Below are 17,841 nucleotides of genomic sequence, written 5' to 3'. Positions count from 1 at the left end.
CTCGTTTCTGGTGCAGACATTACCGAATACCTGTACGCCCTCCCCGAACAACCTACCGACCTCGAAGATCTGACGCGAGATCGGTATGATTTCATAGTTCAGAGCAAAAGATCGTCGACAGGATTAGCTATGGCTGCGCAAATTGCGGCTAAGGCTAGCCATAAATCGAGATGGTCCTATGCAATCGCAAAATTGTGGTCTAGTCATAGACTCTGCAGTATTGATTGGATAGAAACGCATCCTCATTATGGTACGCGCTTCAGAGTCGATGAAGATCCTCTCAATCACGCGCTCTTCTCGCAGGCGATAGTCGGCGCATATTCTGCGATCGAGCAAGTTGGCCTGGAGATTAGAGCTTCACCTCAAAATCCAAGCAGGATAAACGGCGCCTGGAACCCTTCCGTCCTTCAGGATCTTCGGGAGCGCTTGGCGGCATCCAGAGTCGATGTCGATGGGATATTTCCATGGGCAGTCCGCAACAGCCCCACCCGTATCGAGAGAGAGCGCGCGTTACCTCCGGGCCGATCTGCATCGTGGGCGCGGAATTGGATACGAGACCGAAATATCTCGATCTCGGACGCCATAGCTCAGTCGAGCTTCCTCAGAAGTCGTGTCAGCGCCCACGCATCATCGAGATATACCCGCAGCTTGACAATATACGACGTCTACAATGTCCAGATGCTGGCTAGACGCCTTATCTTGGAGAGCATGGGCCTATGGGAGTTCCCCACCAGGGGATAGCCCCATGGCGCCCGCTCACCGTGTTATTTCACAAGCACCTGAGCGGCGCGCGCCACAGGTCCAGATCGGAGGGGCATGGGACAACGACATCCCAGCTAGCCACATCTGCGGAAGGTGCTCTCATCGACCACCGCAACCCAATACCGCTTCGGTGGCATCCCCCAGGAGCGCAGCTCTAGCACGCCATCGAACTCGAATACATCCGCGGGCTCTAGGCAAAACACCGTCACTGGCATGCCAGCTCGGAACGCCCGATCATTCTCAGCCGAAGTTATCCACACGGCCCCATCTGGATCACAGGTGTTGAAGTCCACCCCGAGGCGCAGCGTAGTTGTCATCGGCGGACGGTCCGCTTATCCCCAGATCATGTCAATCTGCGGGGGATCGTCGGCTCGATAGATGCCCCTCGCCCAGCCCTCATTTCAGCTCGTACCTGGGAAACCGCCCCACCTCGGCCGCCATATCCTCCAGCGTCGGGGTCTCGTACTGGTCCCCTACGTCGCTCGAAGAGTGCCCGCAGAAGGCATTCCGAATGCGCCGCTCGATACCCGCCCTAGCGGCCCGCCGCTTGAAGGTATGGCGCCATGCGTGATTGGGGCTGATGCCCTTATCATCGATCCCGAGACCGCGCACCCAGTCTCCAAGCTTCTGCCGAGCGATGACCCACGGGGGCCGAGCAGGCTTCGTCGGGTCGCTCCCGGCGGTGCGCTTTGCATTCGGATCGTAGAAGAGCGGCCCCTCCCCTACCCCTTGGACGAATTCGAGGAAGCCCTGTTCGATGAGATGCGGGTGAAGCGGAACCTCCCGCGCCTTGCCGCCCTTCACGGTGCCCGCTTCGGGGGTGATCCTGATGAACCAAAAGCCCCCCGAGTGCTGGCGCACGTCCGATCCCCGGAGCTGCGTTATCTCGCCAGGGCGGGAGCCGGTATAGGCGCACAGCCACGGCACCCACCGCCGGGCCGCTGCCTTGTGCCCTACGAGACGCCCATTAGGTTTCTCCAGGGTGGCCTTGAGGATCACCTTCCACTCGGCCTCCTGGAATTCTCGCTCCCGGAGCTTCGGCTCCGCCTTCGGACGCGCCAAGGTGATCCCGTCGAAGGAGTTCCCGCTGATGAGCCTCTTCCCGGCCGCCCAGCCGAAGACCACGTTGGCAGCTCGCAACCAGATGTCATTGGCGACAGCGGCCGAGCGTTCCTCCGTCACCAGGGTATCAGCCCATTCTCTCGCTTCTGCTTCTGCGATTCGCCCCGCATCGCGCTTTTCGAAGTGCTCATCCAGACCCAAGAACACGGAACGCCAGCGGATCACGGTCGAGGTCGCCGGCTTCCGTTCGTTCACCCAGGCGGTGAAGAGGCCCATGCAGTTCATCCCGGAGGGCTTGGCAGGGGCGGCGGGAGGGGCCGCAGCGGGGAATTTCTCGGGCCGCGGATCGGCCCTGTAGTCGCCCTCTGAGCGGCGCCGCAGGAGGGCTAGGGCTGCCGTGAACTCGTCCTCAAGGGTATCGAGGAACAGGGCATCCGCTTCGTCGCTCAGGGCCTCGCCCCGCTCGTTCAGGAACTCAGGGACGCGAGCAAGCCCCGCAAGGACGGCCCGGACGTGGCGCCGCACGGCCGGCTTCGTCATCCAAGCAGCGTCGGCATCGGGAAGATCGGAGCCAATGGGGGCGAACCGGGAATAGGCGCTGTCCAGTTGCTCGGCCAGCAGTTCCCAGCCCTCGGCCTCGCCCGGCTCCTCCTCATGCTCGGCGGTGAACCACGAGTACCAAGCCCCGGCGAGGGCGTGCGCTTCGCGGTGAGTGAGATCCCTTCCGCGCCCTTCACGGGCAGCTCTAAGGGCATCGATCCGGCCCGATATCTCGGCGTCCCAATCCCGCAGCTCGGCGACCGCGCGGGTCTGCGGCAGCGATGCCGGACGGCGGAACCGCTCCTCCCGCCCCTTGCCGTGGGCGACTCGGTAGGCATCCCGCACGTCCTCCGGGATGGCCTTACGGCTGAACCAGTCGCCATTCGGGGCACGCTTCAGGGTTGTCATCGGGATAGCCATTTTGTAGCGCCCTTTGTAGCGGTAGGGCGGCCGAAAAGCCTTGATATCCCGTAAGTTATTGGCTACCAAGAGGTATCAATTGGTTTTGGTGCGGACGGCGGGACTCGAACCCGCACTCCCGAAGGACGCAGATTTTAAGTCTGCTGTGTCTACCGGTTCCACCACGTCCGCGCGGGGCCTCTATGGCGCGCCCTCGCCCGCCGCGCAAGCTGAATGCGCCTTGCCGGCAGGCGGGTCGCGCCCCATTGTCCGGGCATGAGCGATTTCAATTGGATCCAGCTGATCTGGCTGGTCGCCGCCCTGATCCTGGTGGCGCCCGCCGTGCTGCGCCGCGGCTGGGGCGGCCACGGCCTGTTCTACGCCGCCCTCTGGCTCGGCATCGCGCTCCTGATCGGCCTCGCCTATTCATTCTTCTCCGGCTCCGCGCCCGCCGTGCCGCCGAGCGAGACCACGAGGGAGCGCACCGCCTCGGTGGCCGAGGACAGCCGCGCGGCGTCGGTGCCGCGCAGCACCAGGCTGGTGCCGAACTTGCCGGCCCGGAAATACGGGTAGCTGCCGATCGTGAGCTCCGGATAGACCGCGGCGATGGCGCCGAGGCCGGCGGCGATCACCCCTTCGCCCAGGTCGCAGGTGACGGTGCTGCTGAGCACCCGGTCGCCGCCGGTCAGGCTTGGGGCGATGCCGTCGAACATCGCCTGCATGATCCGCGGCACCCCGGCCATGACATAGACATTGCCGATGCGGAAGCCGGGGGCGGCGCTGACCGGGTTGTCGATCAGCTCGCCGCCCTCCGGCACATTCGCCATGCGCAGCCGCGCCTCGTTCAACTGGCCGGGCTCGTAATGCGCCTCCAGCCGCCGCACCGCCTCCGGATGGCGCAGCAGCGGCACGCCGAAGGCGCGGGCGACGCATTCGGCGGTGATGTCGTCATGGGTCGGGCCGATGCCGCCGGTGGTGAAGAGATAGTCGTAACGGGCCCGCAGCGCGTCGACCGCGGCCACGATCTCCTCCGCCTCGTCCGGCACCACCCGGGCCTCGCGCAGGCGGATGCCGAGCCTGGTCAGCCGCTCGGCCAGGAAGCCCATATTGGCGTCCTTGGTGCGGCCGGAGAGGATCTCGTCGCCGATCACCAGAACGGCGGCGGTCACGATGCGCGTCTCGATCATGGTCCTGCCCTGGGCGTTGTCCCGGGCGATGCTATCGCCTGGACGGGCCGCGAGACAGGCGGAAAACGCGGCTAGCGATAGCCGGTGGCGTCGGCCGGCTTGCCCGGATCCTGCACCTCGACGATGTAGCGCCAGGCGTCGGGCTGCGACCCGTCGAGATCGGTGAAGCCGTAGACCTGCGCCAGCTGTCCGCTGGACAGGGACTGGCCGTTCCACCGAGCCCGGTCCGGGTCGGCCGCCAGCGCCGCCACCGCGCGGCCGACGAAGCGCGGCGTCTCGGAGATGATGAAATGCGGTTGCACCTTCGTCGCGTCGCGCCAGTTCCGCTCGGTCACGCCATAGGCGTCCAGCATCATCTCCGAGCGCAGCCAGCCCGGCGTCAGCGACACCGAGGTGGCGCCGTGCGGCGCCAGGTCCTTGGCATGGGCCCAGCCCATCCGGTTCACCGACACCTTGGCGAGGTCGTAGAAGGGCGACAGCCGGTAGTGCTCCGCATTGTACTCGGCGGTGCCGTCGGTCATCTCCACCAGCAGCCCGCCCGGCCGCTGGATCAGGAGCGGCAGGGCATAGTGAGCCGTGATCAGATGGGTGTGCACGCCGAGATGGAGCAGGCGCAGCCCCCTCTGCAGGTCATGCTCCCACACCGGCTTGTTCCACTCGAACAGCGTCTCGCCGCCCCAGAGATCGTTGACCAGGATGTCGAGCCGCCCCTGCTCCGCCCTTATGCGCGCGACCAAGCGTTCCACCTGCTCGGGCACGAGGTGGTCGACCTGCACGGCGATCCCCGTGCCGCCTTCGGCCGAGACCAGCTCTGCCGTCTCCTCGATCGTCTCGGGCCGGTTGTATTCGGAGGGCTGCTCGCGCGTCGTCCGCCCGGTGACGTAGACCGTGGCGCCGGCCGCCCCCAGCTCCACCGCGATCCCCCGCCCGGCCCCGCGCGTCGCGCCCGCGACCAGAGCGACCTTTCCCGCCAATGGAAGCGCCATCGCATCCTCCCGATCTATCTGTTGAGTTTGTAAATGATCATTCGCTTATAAACTTGAGTCAAGATGTTCGGCGGCGATGCGGGCCGGTCCTCGGAATCCCGGCCGGCCGACCCCATATCCCCGCGGGTGGCGACGGCCCGGTGCCGGTGCTATAGGCTAAAGGCGATGCGAGACAGGATAGAAAGCGTGACCGAGGTGGAACCCCAGACCCGCGAGGAAGGCCACATCCCCTTGCATGGCGAGGCCGAGTTCGCGGCGATGCGGCGTGCCGGCCGGCTGGCGGCCGAGGCCCTCGACTTCATCGCCCCGCATGTGCGCCCCGGCGTCACCACCGACGAGCTCGACAGCCTGCTGGACGGCTTCATGCGCGACCACGGCGCGGTGCCGGCCACCCTGGGCTATCGCGGCTATCCGAAATCGAGCTGCATCTCGCTGAACCACGTCGTCTGCCACGGCATCCCGGGCGACCGGAAGCTGGAGAACGGCGACATCCTGAACATCGACGTCACCCCGATCCTGGACGGCTGGTACGGCGACTCGAGCCGCATGTACGTCGCCGGCGACAAGGTCGCGGTCAAGGCCCGGCGGCTGATCGAGGTGACCTATGAGGCGATGATGCGCGGCATCGCCGCGGTCAAGCCCGGCGCCACGCTGGGGGATATCGGCCACGCCATCCAGAGCTATGCCGAAGGCCACCGCTTCTCGGTGGTGCGCGACTTCTGCGGCCACGGCGTGGGCCGCGTGTTCCACGCCCCGCCCAGCATCCTGCATTACGGCCGGCGCGGCGAAGGCCTGGCGCTGCGCGAGGGCATGATCTTCACCATCGAGCCGATGATCAATGCCGGCCACTGGGCGGTGAAGATCCTGTCCGACGGCTGGACCGCGGTGACCCGCGACCGCAGCCTGTCGGCCCAGTTCGAGCACACGGTCGGCGTCACCAGGGACGGGGTGGAGATCTTCACCCTCTCCCCCGCCGGCCACACCCAGCCGCCATACCCCGTCGCGTGATCGGGCCGGTGTCGTGACCGCGCCGCCGGACGCGACGGAACCGGTTCCCCAATATGCCGGCCATCGCGACCGGCTGCGGCAGCGTTTCCTGACCGCCGGCGCCTCTGCCCTGGCCGACTACGAGATCCTGGAGCTGCTGCTGTTCGCGGCGATCCCGCGGCGCGACACCAAGCCCCTGGCCAAGCAGCTGATCGCCACCTTCGGCAGCCTGGGCGCGGTGCTGGCCGCGACCCCGGCCCAGCTGGCGCAGCGCGGCGGCCTGAGCGATGCCACCATCGCCCTGCTGAAGGTGGTGCAGGCCGCGGCCGAGCGGATGCTGAAGGAGCAGGTCGTCGACCGGCCGGTGATCGGGTCGTGGCAGGCGCTACTGGACTATCTCGGCGTCGCCATGAAGTTCGGCGGGGTCGAGCAGGTGCGGCTGCTGTATCTCGACCGCAAGAACGCGCTGCTGGCCGACGACGCCTCGGGCCAGGGCACGGTCGACCAGGCGCCGATCTATCCGCGCGAGGTGGCGCGCCGGGCGCTGGAGCTCGGCGCCAGCGCGTTGATTTTAGTGCATAATCATCCCTCCGGCGACCCGACCCCGTCGCGCGCCGATATCGAGATGACCAAGGCGGTGGCCCGGGCGCTGGAGACGGTCGGCGTGACCCTGCACGACCACGTCATCGTCGGCCGCAAGGGCCATTCCAGCTTCAGGAGCCTGGGGCTGATTTGAGGGGCGCTGCAGGTCCCGAACCGGGCAGGAGGTCAGCGCGACGGCGAGATCCATCTCGGCCCGCAGCCTCCGCGCGGCGGAACTCGCGCAGGCCCCGCCTGTTAACTCATTCAGTCAATATCCCTCATATCCGGCCATGCTTATCGAGCATCAGAGCAAGCGGCCGAACATCGATCCAACCGCCTATGTGGCCTCGACGGCGGTGATCTGTGGCGACGTGACGATCGGCCCACGCACATACGTCTCGTTCGGGGCGGTGATCGAGGCGCATGGCGCGCCGGTGCGGATCGGCGCGCAGTGCGTCGTCCGCGAGAATCTCAACATTCGCAGCACGGGCCGGAACGCTGTCGAGATCGGCGATCATGTCCTGATCGGGCCGCACTCATCGCTCAAGGGCTGCATCGTCGAGGATGAGTGCTTCCTGGCGACGGGTGTCAAAATCTATCAGGGCGCGGTCATCGGGCAGCGCACAGAGGTTCGCATCGACGGCGTGGTCCATGTGCGCAGCATCCTGCCGCCGAACTCGCTTGTCCCGATCAAATGGATGGCGGTCGGCAATCCCGCCCAGCTGTTCCCGCCCGACAAGTACGAGGACATCGACGGGATCCTCAGCGAGATGAACTTCGCCGAGGAGGTCTATGGGCTGGAGCGCCAGTCCGGCAGCGGCGTCGACATGGACATGAAGGAGCTCACCCGACGCGTGACGAGCGGGCTCACCGATCATCGCGACGACCGGGAGCTGTAGCGGTACCGCGGCCGGCACAAGAGAGCGCGGGGTGTGTCAGTCCGCCAGAACCTCAAAAGCGAGCGGGCGCGGCGGCGCGCCGGCGTTGCAGGTCCCGGCCGGGCAGGAGGTCAGCGCCACGGCGAGGTCCATCTCGGCGCGCAGCACGATTGCGTCACCGGCGCGGGACCGGGGCGGTACGATCACCAGCGTCCCGTCGGCCGCGACCTCGACATTCATGAAGAAGTTGAAGGCCGTCGGCAGGGGACCCGGCTCGATCCCCAAGTCCTGCAGCGCGGCCCGCAGATTATCGTGGCAGTTCGGGTGATGGTCCTTCACCCCGTACTGGATCCGGTACATCTCGAGGCTGCAGGGCGCGTAGAGGAAATCGTGCCGGCCGACCTGGTCCTCGACGATGGTCAGCATCGGGTTGCTGCGGTCTGACCACAGCACGTCGCCGGTCGAGAGATAGATCTTGCCGCCGTAGTCGAAGCTGCGGCCGTTCGACAGCCGCTCGCTGCCATCGAGGGAATAGGCGAGGAGATCCCCGGTCTGCCCGCCTTCGGTGTCGATGATCCGCAGCCGCTCCCCGCGCCTGAGGACCAGCCCGGCGCCGCCCGCCGCGGGAACGAGATGTCGTTCAGCCACCCACCCCTCCCTCGATCGTGTTGTTCACGACGGCGGGCCGGCCTGGCTCAGCCCGGCACCGGCGCGTCTTCGCGCACCAGGCCTTCGCGCTTCAGCTCGGCCCAGAAATCGGCCGGGATCGGCGTCGCGATCAGGGCGTGGTTGCGCTCCACCTCCTCCGGCTTGACCGCGCCCGGGATCATCGAGGCCACCACCGGATGGGCCAGCGGGAACTGGATCGCCGCCGCCGGCAGGGGCACGCCGTGGCGCCGGCACACCGCCTCGATCCGCGACACCCGCTCCAGGATCTCCGGCGGCGCCTCCTTATAGTTGTAGCGCGCGCCCGGCACGGCACCGGTGGCGAGGATGCCGGAATTGTACGGCCCGCCCAGCATGATGCCGATGTTGCGGCGCTGGCACAGCGGCAGGAAGTCGTCAAGCGCGGTCTGCTCCAGGAGCGTGTAGCGCCCGGCCAGGAGGAAGCAGTCGAAATCGCCACCCTCGGCGAAGCGCATGCAGGCCTCGACCTCGTTGACGCCGACGCCGATCGCCTTGACCACGCCCTCCTCGCGCAGCTTGAACAGCGCCTTGTAGGCGCCGGCCAGCGCCTCCTGCAGCCGCTGCTCATAGGCCTCGCGCGAGCCGTGGGTCCAGATGTCGACGTCGTGGATCAAGAGGATGTCGACCGAGGAGATGCCGAGGCGCATCAGGCTCTGCTCGAAGGAGCGCATCGCGCCGTCGTAGCTGTAGTCGAACACCGGCTTGAACTCGAGCCCGCCGGCCCAGGTGCCGCGGTCGAACGCCTCACCCCGCCGCGGCGGCACGAAATAGCGGCCGACCTTGGTCGACAGCACATAGCTGTCGCGCGGCCGCGGCCGCAGCACCTGACCGAAGCGGTGCTCGGACAGGCCGTAGCCGTAGAGCGGCGAGGTGTCGACCAGGGTCACGCCCAAATCGAGGGCCCGCGCCATGGTCTGGATCGCCTGGGCGTCGGGCAGCTTCTGGTACAGGTCGCCGAGCGGCGCCCCGCCGAAGCCGAGCTGGGTGACGGGAACGCCGCTCTTGCCCAGCGGGCGCGTCGCGGTCGGGTCCATGGGCGGTCCTCTCAGTGTCAGATCGTTGGGCTCAGGCGAGCCGGTAGAAGCCGATGGCGGTGTCGCGATAGAGCTGCCGCAGCTCCGCCTCCGATGCATCGGCCAGGATCTCGTCCAGCGTCTCGACCCAGCGGCGATAGCTGGAGGCCCGCTCGCAGACGGGCCAGTCGCTGCCGAACATGGTGCGGCCGAAGCCGAAGCAGTCGATCGTATGACGTATGTAGGGCTCGATCTGCGCCCGGGTCCAGCCCTCGTGATCGGCTTCGGTGACCACGCCCGACAGCTTGCACCAGACATTCGGCAGCGCCGCCAGGGCCCGCATCTGGTCGCGCCAGGGCCGGTCGATCCCGTCCCGGATCCCGGGCTTGCCGATATGGTCGAGGACGAAGCGGATCTCCGGACACCGGCGCACCAACTCGAGCGCGTTGTCGAACTGCGGATGGTAGATGCACAGGTCGAAGGACAGGTCGTATTCCGCCAGCAGCCGCACGCCTTCGACGAAGCCGGGCTGGATGCAGAAATCGACGGCCTCGCCCTGGATCAGCCGGCGGATGCCGCGCAGCTTCGGCGTCGCGGCGTGCAGCGCGTCGAGCTCGGTCCGCACCGCCTGGCCGTCCTCGATCGCGGCCGAGGCGACGATGGCGCCGAGCCGGGGATCGTCGAGCGCGCCGACCCAGCGCGCCTCCTCCACCCGCTGCGCGGGGGCGATGTCGACCTCGACGAAGACGTAGCGGTCGATCGCCACCCCGTCGCGCTGCCGGTCGTAATCGTCCGGCAGATGGCGCGACTTCAGGCTCGGCACCTGGTCCATCCACGGATAGGACAATAGGGCGGGGTCATAGATATGGACGTGGCTGTCCACGATCGGAAAACCGGGCACGGGAAGCCTCCACCACCAGCGACGATTTTTGTTTGCCGGACTTTAATCTAAAAGGCGGCCGATGCCATCAGGGCCGTTGCCGGTGCTATCGAGCAGCGCCTCCAGCCCGCCGATATCCGGCAGGCAGAGATCGGCGAGACCGGCCAGGGTCGCCGCGGTGCCGGTCCCGCTCAGCACCCCGACGCACAGGCCCACGCCCGCGGCTCGGCCCATTGCCATGTCGTGCCGGTTGTCGCCGACCATGAGGACAGCGCCCGGCGGCAGGCCGGTGGCGTCGCAGAAGCCGTAGACCATCCCGGGATTCGGCTTGTGGCCGTGGCCGCTGTCGTAGCCGGCGACGAAATCGACCAGGTCGAGCAGGCCGAACATCGCCAGCGTGGCGCGGATCGCGACCTCGCCGTCGCTCGAGGCCACGCCCAGCTTCAGTCCGCGGCCGCGCAGTCGGCGGAACAGGGCAGCCGGGTCGGCGACGGTCGGCCGGATCGCTACCGCCGAGGTCGCGCTCTGGAAGATGCGGTCGATCTCCGGCACCAGCAGGTCGAGGTCGTAGGGGCTGCCGGCGGCGATCCAGGCGGCCGCGATCTCGGGCGTCGCCCCGGCGGCGAACAGGCTGTCGGCGCGGACGATGCCGCTGTCCGGATCGGCACCGGCGACCTCGAGCAGGCGCCGGGCCAGATCCGGATCCCCAGCCGCGGCGAACAGCGCCGCCTCGCGGTTCAGAGGCACCCAGGTCGAGTTGAAGTCGATCAGCGTGCCGTCCTTGTCGAACAGGATGCCGCGGATGCCGGCCGTCATCACGCCTCCCCCTCGAAATAGCCGTCCTTCAGCGTGATGTGGCTGAGCGTCCGGTCCTCGTGCCGCATGCGCCAGGACAGCAGCTTCTGGGCATAGGCCAGCACCTCCCCGGCATAGGCCGGGTCGCGGCTGCGGTCCTCGAACTCGCCGGGGTCGCGCTCCAGGTCGAAGAACAGCGGCGGCAGGGCGGTGCAGTGCACGTATTTGCGGCGCGCGTCGCGGACCACCTGGACGCCGCATTCGTCGGGGCGCAGCCGCACCGGCCCGTCCTCGATCGGTTCCCGCGCATCGCCGAAATCGAAGAACCAATGCGCCGCGTCGCGCCAATCCGTCGGCCGCTCGCCATTGCAGAAGGGCAGCAGCGAGCGGCCGTCGCACTGCCGCGGCACGGCGAGACCGAGCCAGTCGAGGATGGTGGGCAGGATGTCGATCGATTCGGTGAAGTCGTCGATCTGCCGGCCGCGCCCGGCCTCCGCCGCCGGGCGCGGGTCGCGGATGATCAGCGGGATATGGGCCGACTGGTCGAAATAGCCGAGCTTGCCGAAGAGGTAATGGTCGCCCAACTGCTCGCCATGGTCGGACGTGAAGACGATCAGCGTGTCGTCCCACTGGCCGCTCGCCTGCAGGAAATCGAAGACACGGCCGAGATGGTGGTCGACCTCGGACGCCAGGCCGTAATAGGCGGCGCGGACCGCGGCGACGCCGGCGGCGTCGAGGGCCGAGGCCGGCCCCTCGGCATGATTCAGGAACTTGTCCAGCCGCACCGCCAGGTGCAGCCCGGCCAGCAGCGGATGCTGCGCCGCCTCCGCCGCCGCGGACGGGCCGCGCAGCGGCGCCAGCATCGCGGCGGGATCGTAGGCCAGGTGCCAGGGCGCCGGGGCGGCGAAGGGTGGATGCGGGCAGATATAGGTCAGGTGCACGAACCAGGGCCGGCCGCGCAGCACCGCCAGATGGCGCAGCACCTGGTCCGTCAGGAAGGCGGTCTCGCTGTCCTCGGCCCGGATCCGGGTCGGTCCCAGCCCACCCGGCGCCGCCTCGGCCGCCGGGTCGGAGTCGTAGAGCGGGTCCCGCCCCGCCCCCGGCGCCGGCACGTCGTAGCCTTTGGCCATGAGGTCGGCGATCCAGGCCCGGCTGGACTCGGACAGGGCGAGCACCGGGGTGAAGCCCGGCGCCACGCTCTCATAGGTGTCGAGGGCGGGGTCGCCCGGCGGCCGGCCGCGCGGGTCCAGCGAGGTGTCGGTGTAGCCGAACAGCAGCGGCTCCCACCCGCCGCGCCGCACCTCCAGCGCCAGGTTGCTGTGGCGGGCGTCGAGCGGCGTGCCGTTGCGGATGCTGCGATGGGTGTGGGGATAGAGGCCGGTCAGCAGCGAGGCGCGGGACGGGCCGCAGGGCGAGGCCACGGTGTAGTGGCGGCGGAACAGCGTGCCCTCGGCCGCCAGCGCGTCCAGCGCCGGGGTGCGGATGCAGGGATGGCCAACCGCCGACAGCATGTCGCCGCGCCACTGGTCGGCGGTGATGAACAGGACATTGGCCAAGCCCGAGGACTCCCGCATGCGCTCCCCGCCCTGCTGATAGCGCAACGGGCGGCGGTGCGACACGGGAAAGCGAAGGGCCCCGCGCGGCGCACGGGGCCCTTCGGCGTTAGCCAGGACGGTTACGGGATGCGCAGCACCTGGCCCGGATAGATCTTGTCCGGGTGCTTCAGCATCGGCTTGTTGGCCTCGAAGATCTTCGGATAGTCGTTGGCGTTGCCGTACATCGCCTTGGCGATCGCCGACAGGGTGTCGCCCTTCTTCACCGTGTACATCCGCGATTCCGGCGCCGGGGTGGCGGCGGCGAGGTTGTTCTCGACCTGGGCGATGCCGGGCGTGTTGCCGACGGCCAGCGCGATCTTCTCCGCCACCTCGGTCGAGGCGACGTTGCCCTCGATCTTCACCTTGTCGCCATCGACCTTGATGTCGACGCCGGCGGGGTCGAGCCCCTGCGCCTGGATCTGCTTCTTGAGATCGTCCGGCGTCGCGGCCTGGGCCTCGCCCCCGCCGAACAGCTTCTCACCGGCTTCCTTGATGAAATTGATCAGCCCCATGGCACTCCCCCTGACAGCGTGGTCCGCGGTTGTCGGTCATGAGCTCGATAATGGGGATATGGTCCCACAGATCGGCTCTGCGGTCACGCTTCGATTGGCTTGGAGTCCGATCGGCAGGCACCATGGGCGCAGCAATCGTCGACCCCGGATACTATGGGAGTGATGCCCTCTCCGCGGACGACGGTCCGGCCCTGCATCGCCGCCGGCAGGCGCAGCAGCCGCAGCGCGTTCAGCGTCACCAGCACGGTCGCGCCGGTGTCGGCCAGGATCGCCATCCACAGCGAGGTGGCGCCGAACAGCGTGGTGGCCAGGAACAGCGCCTTGAGGCCGAGGGCGACGGCGATGTTCTGGCGGATGTTTGCCAGGGTTGCGCGCGACAGGCCGATCAGCTCGGCCACGCCGGTGACGCGGTTGTGCATCAGCGCCGCATCCGCCGTCTCCAGCGCCACGTCGGTGCCGCCGCCCATGGCGACGCCGACCGAGGCGGCGGCCAGCGCCGGGGCGTCGTTGATGCCGTCGCCGACCATCGCCACCGGCCCGTCCGCCTGCAGCCGGCCGATCGCGGCCAGCTTGCCGTCCGGCAGCAGCTCGGCCTCCACCGCGATGCCGAGGGCGCCGGCCACGGCCTCGGCGGTGCGGCGGTTGTCGCCGGTCAGCATCACCGGGCGCACCCCGGCCCGGCGCAGCGCCGCCACCGCGGCCGCGGCGTCCTCGCGCGGCTCGTCCCGCAGCGCGATCAGCCCGCGCGGGCCGGATTCGCCCAGCAGCACGACCACGGTCTTGCCCTGCCCCTCCAGCGCCGCGATCCGGTCGGCCACGAGAGCAGGTAGCGGCCCGCGCTCGGCAACGTAGCGCGGCGATCCTACCGCCAGCAGCGCGCCGTCGACCCGGCCCAGTACCGCCTTGCCGGCGACGGCGAAGGCCTCGGCGACGGCCGGCACGGCGACGTTGCGGGCGGCCGCAGCCTCCAGGATGGCGCGCGCCAGCGGATGGCTGGAGCCGCTCTCGACCGCGGCGGCCTCGGCCAGGACCGCGGCTTCCGTGCCCTCCAGCGCCACGACATCGGTCACCTGCGGCCGGCCCACGGTCAGCGTGCCGGTCTTGTCGAAGGCCACGGCCTCGACCTTGCCTAGCATCTCCAGCGCCGCGCCGCTCTTGACCAGCAGGCCGCGCCGCGTGCCTGCGGCGATGCCGGAGGCGATCGCCGCCGGGGTCGACAGCACCAGCGCGCAGGGGCAGGCGATCAGCAGCAGCGACAGGCCGCGATAGGCCCAGACCGACAAGTCGCCGCCGAACAAGAGCGGCGGCACCGCGATCACCAGGGTGGCGACGGCCATGGCCGCCGGAGTGTACCAGGCGCTGAACCGGTCGATGAAGCGCGCCGTCGGTGCCTTGCTGGCCTGCGCCGCCTCGACCCTATGGATGATGCGGGCGATGGTGTTGTCGGCCGCCGCCCGCGTCACCCGCAGGCGCAGCACGCCGCCGGCATTGATGCTGCCGGCATAGACCGCATCGCCCGCCGCCTTGGCCACCGGCACGGATTCGCCGGTGATCGGCGCCTCGTCCAGCTCCGACGCGCCGTCAACGATCTCGCCGTCGGCCGGCATCCGGTCGCCGGGGCGGACCAGGACGATGTCGCCGATCGCGAGATCGTCGACAGGAACGGTCGCCAGGATGCCGTTCGCCTCGCGCTGCGCCGTGCGCGGCACCAGCGCGACCAGCGCTTTGATGCCCTGGCGGGCGCGGCCGGCGGCGATGGTCTCCAGGAGCTCTCCGACGGCGAACAGGAACACCACCACCGCCGCCTCGGACGCCGCGCCGATGGCAATGGCGCCGACCGCGGCGACGGCCATCAGCGTCTCAATGCTGAAGGGCGAGCCGGAGCGGATCAGGGCCAGGGCCCGGCGGGCGACCGGCACCAGCCCGATCAGCGCCGCGGCGACATAGGCCCATTCGGCCCCGGCCGGGACGATCTGCGCCGCGATGAAGGCGGCGGCCAGCAGCAGGCCGGTGAAGCCGACCAACCGCGCCTTGCGCTCGCGCCACCAGGGCCGGGCCTCGGCCTGGGCCGGCGCCTTGGGCGCCGTGTCGACGATCGCGGTCGGGGCGAAGCCGAGGGCGCGGATCTTCTGCTCGACCACGCCGCCGTCGGCCGCGGCGCCCACCGCGCCGAAAGCGAGCGTGCCGGCGGCGAAGTTGACCTCGACGCCGCTGACGCCCTCGATCCGGCCGAGAGCCGTCTCCAGCTTGCCGACGCAGCTGGGGCAGTCCATGCCGTCGACCCGGTACCGCAGGACCCGGCCCTGCCCCTCAGTCGCTGCGATCATCGCCATCGCGACGCACTCCCTTGCCGAAAGAACCGTCGCAGGGGAAGATGGGAGCTACAGTGACTGTAGCTTCAAGAGGAAAAATCCATGTCCGCCCGCGGCGACGCGATGCCGATTGGCCAGCTGGCCCGCCGCACCGGCTGCAAGGTCCAGACCATCCGCTACTACGAGCAGATCGGGCTGATGCCGGAGGCGGCGCGGACCCTGGGCAACCAGCGGATCTACGGCCGGGCCCATGCCGACCGCCTGGCCTTCATCCGCCACAGCCGCGAGCTGGGCTTCCCACTGGACGCCATCCGCCAGTTGCTGACCCTGGCCGACGACCCGGACCAGCCCTGCGCCACCGCCGACCGGATCGCGCAAGAGCAACTGGTGGCCGTGCAGAACCGCATCGCCCGGTTGGAGGCGCTGAAGGCGGAGCTGGAGCGGATGGTGGAGCAGTGCCGCCACGGCACCATCGGCCATTGCCGGGTGATCGAGGTGCTGGCCGACCACAGCCACGCGCATTGCCTGCACCCCGACCACGGGGGCGGCGAAGACATCGAGACCGCGGCCTGACGCCGCGGTCCCAGGGAGGACATCATGGATCTTGCCGTTCCACTGCTCAGCATCCTCGGCGCCATCGTGGTCGGCGCGGCCAGCCCGGGGCCCAGCTTCGTCTTCGTCACCCGCACCGCCATCGCCCTGTCGCGCCGCGACGGGCTGGCCGCGGCACTGGGCATGGGCGTGGGCGGGGTGGTCTATGGCGGGCTCGGCCTGTTCGGCCTGCAGGCGATCCTGGCCCAGGTCGAGTGGTTGTACCTGACGCTGAAGGTACTGGGCGGCCTGTACCTGCTGTGGCTCGCCTTCGCCCTGTGGCACACGGCGGACAAGCCGATCGTGGTGCCGAAGACGGCGGAGGGCCGGCCGCGCAGCGTCCGCCGCTCCTTCACCCTGGCCCTCGTCACCCAGCTGAGCAACCCCAAGGCCGCGATCGTCTACGGCAGCATCTTCGCCGCCTTCCTGCCGGCGCAGGTGCCGGCCTGGACCTTCGCCGTGCTGCTGCCGGCGATCTTCGCCATCGAGGCCGGCTGGTACACCATCGTCGCCCTGGTCTTCTCCGCCGACCGGCCGCGCGCCGTCTATCTGTGCTGGAAGCGCTGGTTCGACCGCGCCGCCGGCTCGGTCATGGGCGCGCTGGGCCTGCGCCTGATCCTGGGGGCCGGGAGAGCGTGAGGAGAAGATGAGCGGAGCGGAGCCGGACAGCGGTGGGGCGGTGCCCCTCACACTCACCCAGGACGAAGCCGTCGTGCTGTTCGAGTTTCTGGCACGGACGCTGGACGACGAGAACGGCAGCCGGCTTCGCGAAGCCGTCCGGCATGACGGCGAGCTCTGGGCTCTGACAAGGCTGCAGGGCTACCTTGAGAGCACCCTTTCCGAGCCCTTCCTCCCGGATTATGGGGCACGGGTCGAAGCCGCACGGCAGCGGCTGGTCGAGAGCGGCCCATGGCCTTGGGACGAGGCCAAGGCCTGATCCCCGCCCTCAGAACCGCGTGACGACGCTGATGCCGGTGCCGTCGAAGCGGTCCATCTGCGTCAGGGCCACCGCCGCCTCGTCGAGCGCAATGCGGCTGCCGATCAGCTTCTGCGGGGCCAGCTTGCCGGCCTGGATCATGTCGAGCATCGCCTGGTAGCGGAACGCCTGCATGCCGTGGCTGCCCAGGATCTCCAGCTCATAGGCGATCACCCGGTCCATCGGGACCGGCGGGCGGGCGTGGTCGTCCAGCATCAGCCCGACCTGGATGTGGCGGCCGCGCCGACGCAGGCACCGGATCGAGTTCATGCAGGTGGCGGGGTGGCCGAGCGCGTCGACCGAGACATGCGCCCCGCCCCCGGTCAGGTCGCGGATCTCGTGCACGACATTGGCCGAGGTGGCGGCGTTGACGGTCGCCGCTGCGCCGAGCTGGCGGGCGAGATCGAGCTTCCGATCCGTGAGGTCGACCGCCACGACATTGGCGCCGAGCGCGCTGGCGATCATGATCGCCGACAGCCCGACGCCGCCGCAGCCATGCACCGCCACCCACTCCCCGCTCCGGACCCGTCCCTGGTCGACAATGGCCCGGAACGAGGTGGCGAAGCGGCAGCCCAGGCTGGCCGCGGTAGCCGAGTCGAACCCTTCGGACAGCCCGACGAGATTGGCGTCGGCGAAATCGAGCGCGACGTATTCGGCGAAGGAGCCCCAGGCGGTGAAGCCGGGCTGGAACTGCCGCTCGCAGACCTGCTGGTTGCCGCTGGCGCATTCCGGGCAGTGGCCGCAACCGGCGACGAAGGGCACCGTGACGCGCTCGCCGACCCGCCAGCGCCGGACCTGCGAGCCCACCGCCACGATGGTGCCGGCCAGCTCATGCCCCGGCACATGCGGCAGGACGATGTCGGGGTCGTGCCCCATCCAGCCGTGCCAGTCGCTGCGGCACAGCCCCGTCGCCTCCACCTTGACCACGACGCCCTCCGGCGACGGCGCCGGATCGGGCACGGTCTGCACGGTCGGCGCCTGGCGGAACTGTTCGAAGACGACGGCTTTCATCGATGGGCCTATTGCTGTTGTGAGTGAACCCTATCGGACCAGCACGCCCTCGTCATCGCGAGGGCGAAGCGACGCAGCGATCCAGC

17 protein-coding genes and 1 tRNA gene are annotated in these 17,841 nt (G+C 69.0%); 6 read left to right on the top strand and 12 right to left on the bottom strand.

Annotation, left to right across the window (positions count from 1 at the left end; all coding sequences use genetic code 11):
• Positions 1 to 1,158: 1,158 nt before the first annotated feature.
• The 4 genes from KXR53_RS01420 to KXR53_RS01405 form a co-directional block, all read right to left on the bottom strand.
• Positions 1,159 to 2,853, bottom strand: coding sequence for a hypothetical protein (locus tag KXR53_RS01420; RefSeq protein WP_437372664.1), 1,695 nt, complete (start codon positions 2,851 to 2,853; stop codon positions 1,159 to 1,161).
• Positions 2,854 to 2,870: 17 nt separating this feature from the next.
• Positions 2,871 to 2,955 (bottom strand) — tRNA-Leu (locus tag KXR53_RS01415).
• A 230-nt stretch (positions 2,956 to 3,185) separates the two neighbouring features.
• Positions 3,186 to 3,950 (bottom strand): competence/damage-inducible protein A, encoded by a 765-nt coding sequence (locus tag KXR53_RS01410; RefSeq protein ID WP_437372662.1) that lies wholly within the window; start codon positions 3,948 to 3,950, stop codon positions 3,186 to 3,188.
• A gap of 71 nt (positions 3,951 to 4,021) precedes the next feature.
• A complete protein-coding gene (locus KXR53_RS01405) occupies positions 4,022 to 4,936 on the bottom strand; it encodes an SDR family oxidoreductase (protein ID WP_437372660.1) in 915 nt (304 codons plus the stop codon).
• 195 nt (positions 4,937 to 5,131) lie between these two features.
• On the opposite strand from KXR53_RS01405, the gene map reads away from it, so the two are divergent.
• The 3 genes from map to KXR53_RS01390 all read left to right on the top strand — a co-directional run bounded on the left by map (position 5,132) and on the right by KXR53_RS01390 (position 7,404).
• Positions 5,132 to 5,944 carry a type I methionyl aminopeptidase gene (gene map / locus KXR53_RS01400; protein ID WP_437372833.1) on the top strand — a complete coding sequence of 271 codons (813 nt, stop codon included), beginning with the start codon at positions 5,132 to 5,134 and terminating at the stop codon, positions 5,942 to 5,944.
• A gap of 13 nt (positions 5,945 to 5,957) precedes the next feature.
• On the top strand, positions 5,958 to 6,659 hold the full coding sequence (gene radC / locus KXR53_RS01395) for a RadC family protein (protein WP_437372658.1): 702 nt from the start codon (positions 5,958 to 5,960) through the stop codon (positions 6,657 to 6,659).
• Between the two features lie 187 nt (positions 6,660 to 6,846).
• The gene (locus KXR53_RS01390; protein WP_437372657.1) at positions 6,847 to 7,404 is read left to right on the top strand and encodes a gamma carbonic anhydrase family protein; all 558 of its coding nucleotides are present in this window, start codon (positions 6,847 to 6,849) and stop codon (positions 7,402 to 7,404) included.
• Between the two features lie 36 nt (positions 7,405 to 7,440).
• On the opposite strand, the gene KXR53_RS01385 is transcribed toward KXR53_RS01390, so the two are convergent.
• The 7 genes from KXR53_RS01385 to KXR53_RS01355 form a co-directional block, all read right to left on the bottom strand.
• On the bottom strand, positions 7,441 to 8,031 hold the full coding sequence (locus tag KXR53_RS01385) for a DUF1989 domain-containing protein (RefSeq protein WP_437372655.1): 591 nt from the start codon (positions 8,029 to 8,031) through the stop codon (positions 7,441 to 7,443).
• Positions 8,032 to 8,078: 47 nt separating this feature from the next.
• Positions 8,079 to 9,104, bottom strand: coding sequence for an aldo/keto reductase (locus KXR53_RS01380; protein WP_437372654.1), 1,026 nt, complete (start codon positions 9,102 to 9,104; stop codon positions 8,079 to 8,081).
• 31 nt (positions 9,105 to 9,135) lie between these two features.
• The gene (locus tag KXR53_RS01375; protein ID WP_437372652.1) at positions 9,136 to 9,984 is read right to left on the bottom strand and encodes an amidohydrolase family protein; all 849 of its coding nucleotides are present in this window, start codon (positions 9,982 to 9,984) and stop codon (positions 9,136 to 9,138) included.
• Positions 9,985 to 10,026: 42 nt separating this feature from the next.
• Complete coding sequence (locus tag KXR53_RS01370; protein WP_437372650.1) at positions 10,027 to 10,779, bottom strand: HAD family hydrolase; 753 nt, start codon at positions 10,777 to 10,779, stop codon at positions 10,027 to 10,029.
• Positions 10,779 to 12,332: an alkaline phosphatase family protein gene (locus KXR53_RS01365; RefSeq protein ID WP_437372649.1), complete on the bottom strand. Its 1,554-nt coding sequence runs from the start codon at positions 12,330 to 12,332 to the stop codon at positions 10,779 to 10,781. The genes KXR53_RS01370 and KXR53_RS01365 overlap by 1 nt, the downstream gene beginning before the upstream one ends.
• 101 nt (positions 12,333 to 12,433) lie before the next feature.
• Positions 12,434 to 12,865, bottom strand: a complete 432-nt coding sequence (gene lysM / locus KXR53_RS01360; protein WP_437372647.1) for a peptidoglycan-binding protein LysM — start codon at positions 12,863 to 12,865, stop codon at positions 12,434 to 12,436.
• 83 nt (positions 12,866 to 12,948) lie between these two features.
• Positions 12,949 to 15,198, bottom strand: coding sequence for a heavy metal translocating P-type ATPase (locus tag KXR53_RS01355; protein ID WP_437372645.1), 2,250 nt, complete (start codon positions 15,196 to 15,198; stop codon positions 12,949 to 12,951).
• Between the two features lie 81 nt (positions 15,199 to 15,279).
• Between KXR53_RS01355 and KXR53_RS01350 the strand changes: the two genes are divergently transcribed.
• The 3 genes from KXR53_RS01350 to KXR53_RS01340 are packed head-to-tail and all read left to right on the top strand — an operon-like array spanning position 15,280 to position 16,705.
• Entirely contained in the window at positions 15,280 to 15,750 is a 471-nt protein-coding gene (locus KXR53_RS01350; protein ID WP_437372643.1) for a MerR family transcriptional regulator, read from the top strand.
• Positions 15,751 to 15,774: 24 nt separating this feature from the next.
• The gene (locus tag KXR53_RS01345; protein ID WP_437372641.1) at positions 15,775 to 16,407 is read left to right on the top strand and encodes a LysE family translocator; all 633 of its coding nucleotides are present in this window, start codon (positions 15,775 to 15,777) and stop codon (positions 16,405 to 16,407) included.
• A gap of 7 nt (positions 16,408 to 16,414) precedes the next feature.
• Positions 16,415 to 16,705, top strand: coding sequence for a hypothetical protein (locus tag KXR53_RS01340; RefSeq protein WP_437372638.1), 291 nt, complete (start codon positions 16,415 to 16,417; stop codon positions 16,703 to 16,705).
• Between the two features lie 9 nt (positions 16,706 to 16,714).
• Here the strand turns inward: KXR53_RS01340 and KXR53_RS01335 are convergent, their stop codons facing one another.
• Positions 16,715 to 17,755, bottom strand: a complete 1,041-nt coding sequence (locus KXR53_RS01335) for a zinc-dependent alcohol dehydrogenase family protein (protein ID WP_437372636.1) — start codon at positions 17,753 to 17,755, stop codon at positions 16,715 to 16,717.
• Between the last annotated feature and the right edge of the window lie 86 nt (positions 17,756 to 17,841).

The organism is Inquilinus limosus (genome assembly GCF_051487185.1).
GTDB lineage: Bacteria > Pseudomonadota > Alphaproteobacteria > DSM-16000 > Inquilinaceae > Inquilinus > Inquilinus limosus_F.
The sequence above is the reverse complement of the archived record's forward strand: the minus strand, read 5'-3'. Positions and strand labels throughout refer to the sequence as shown.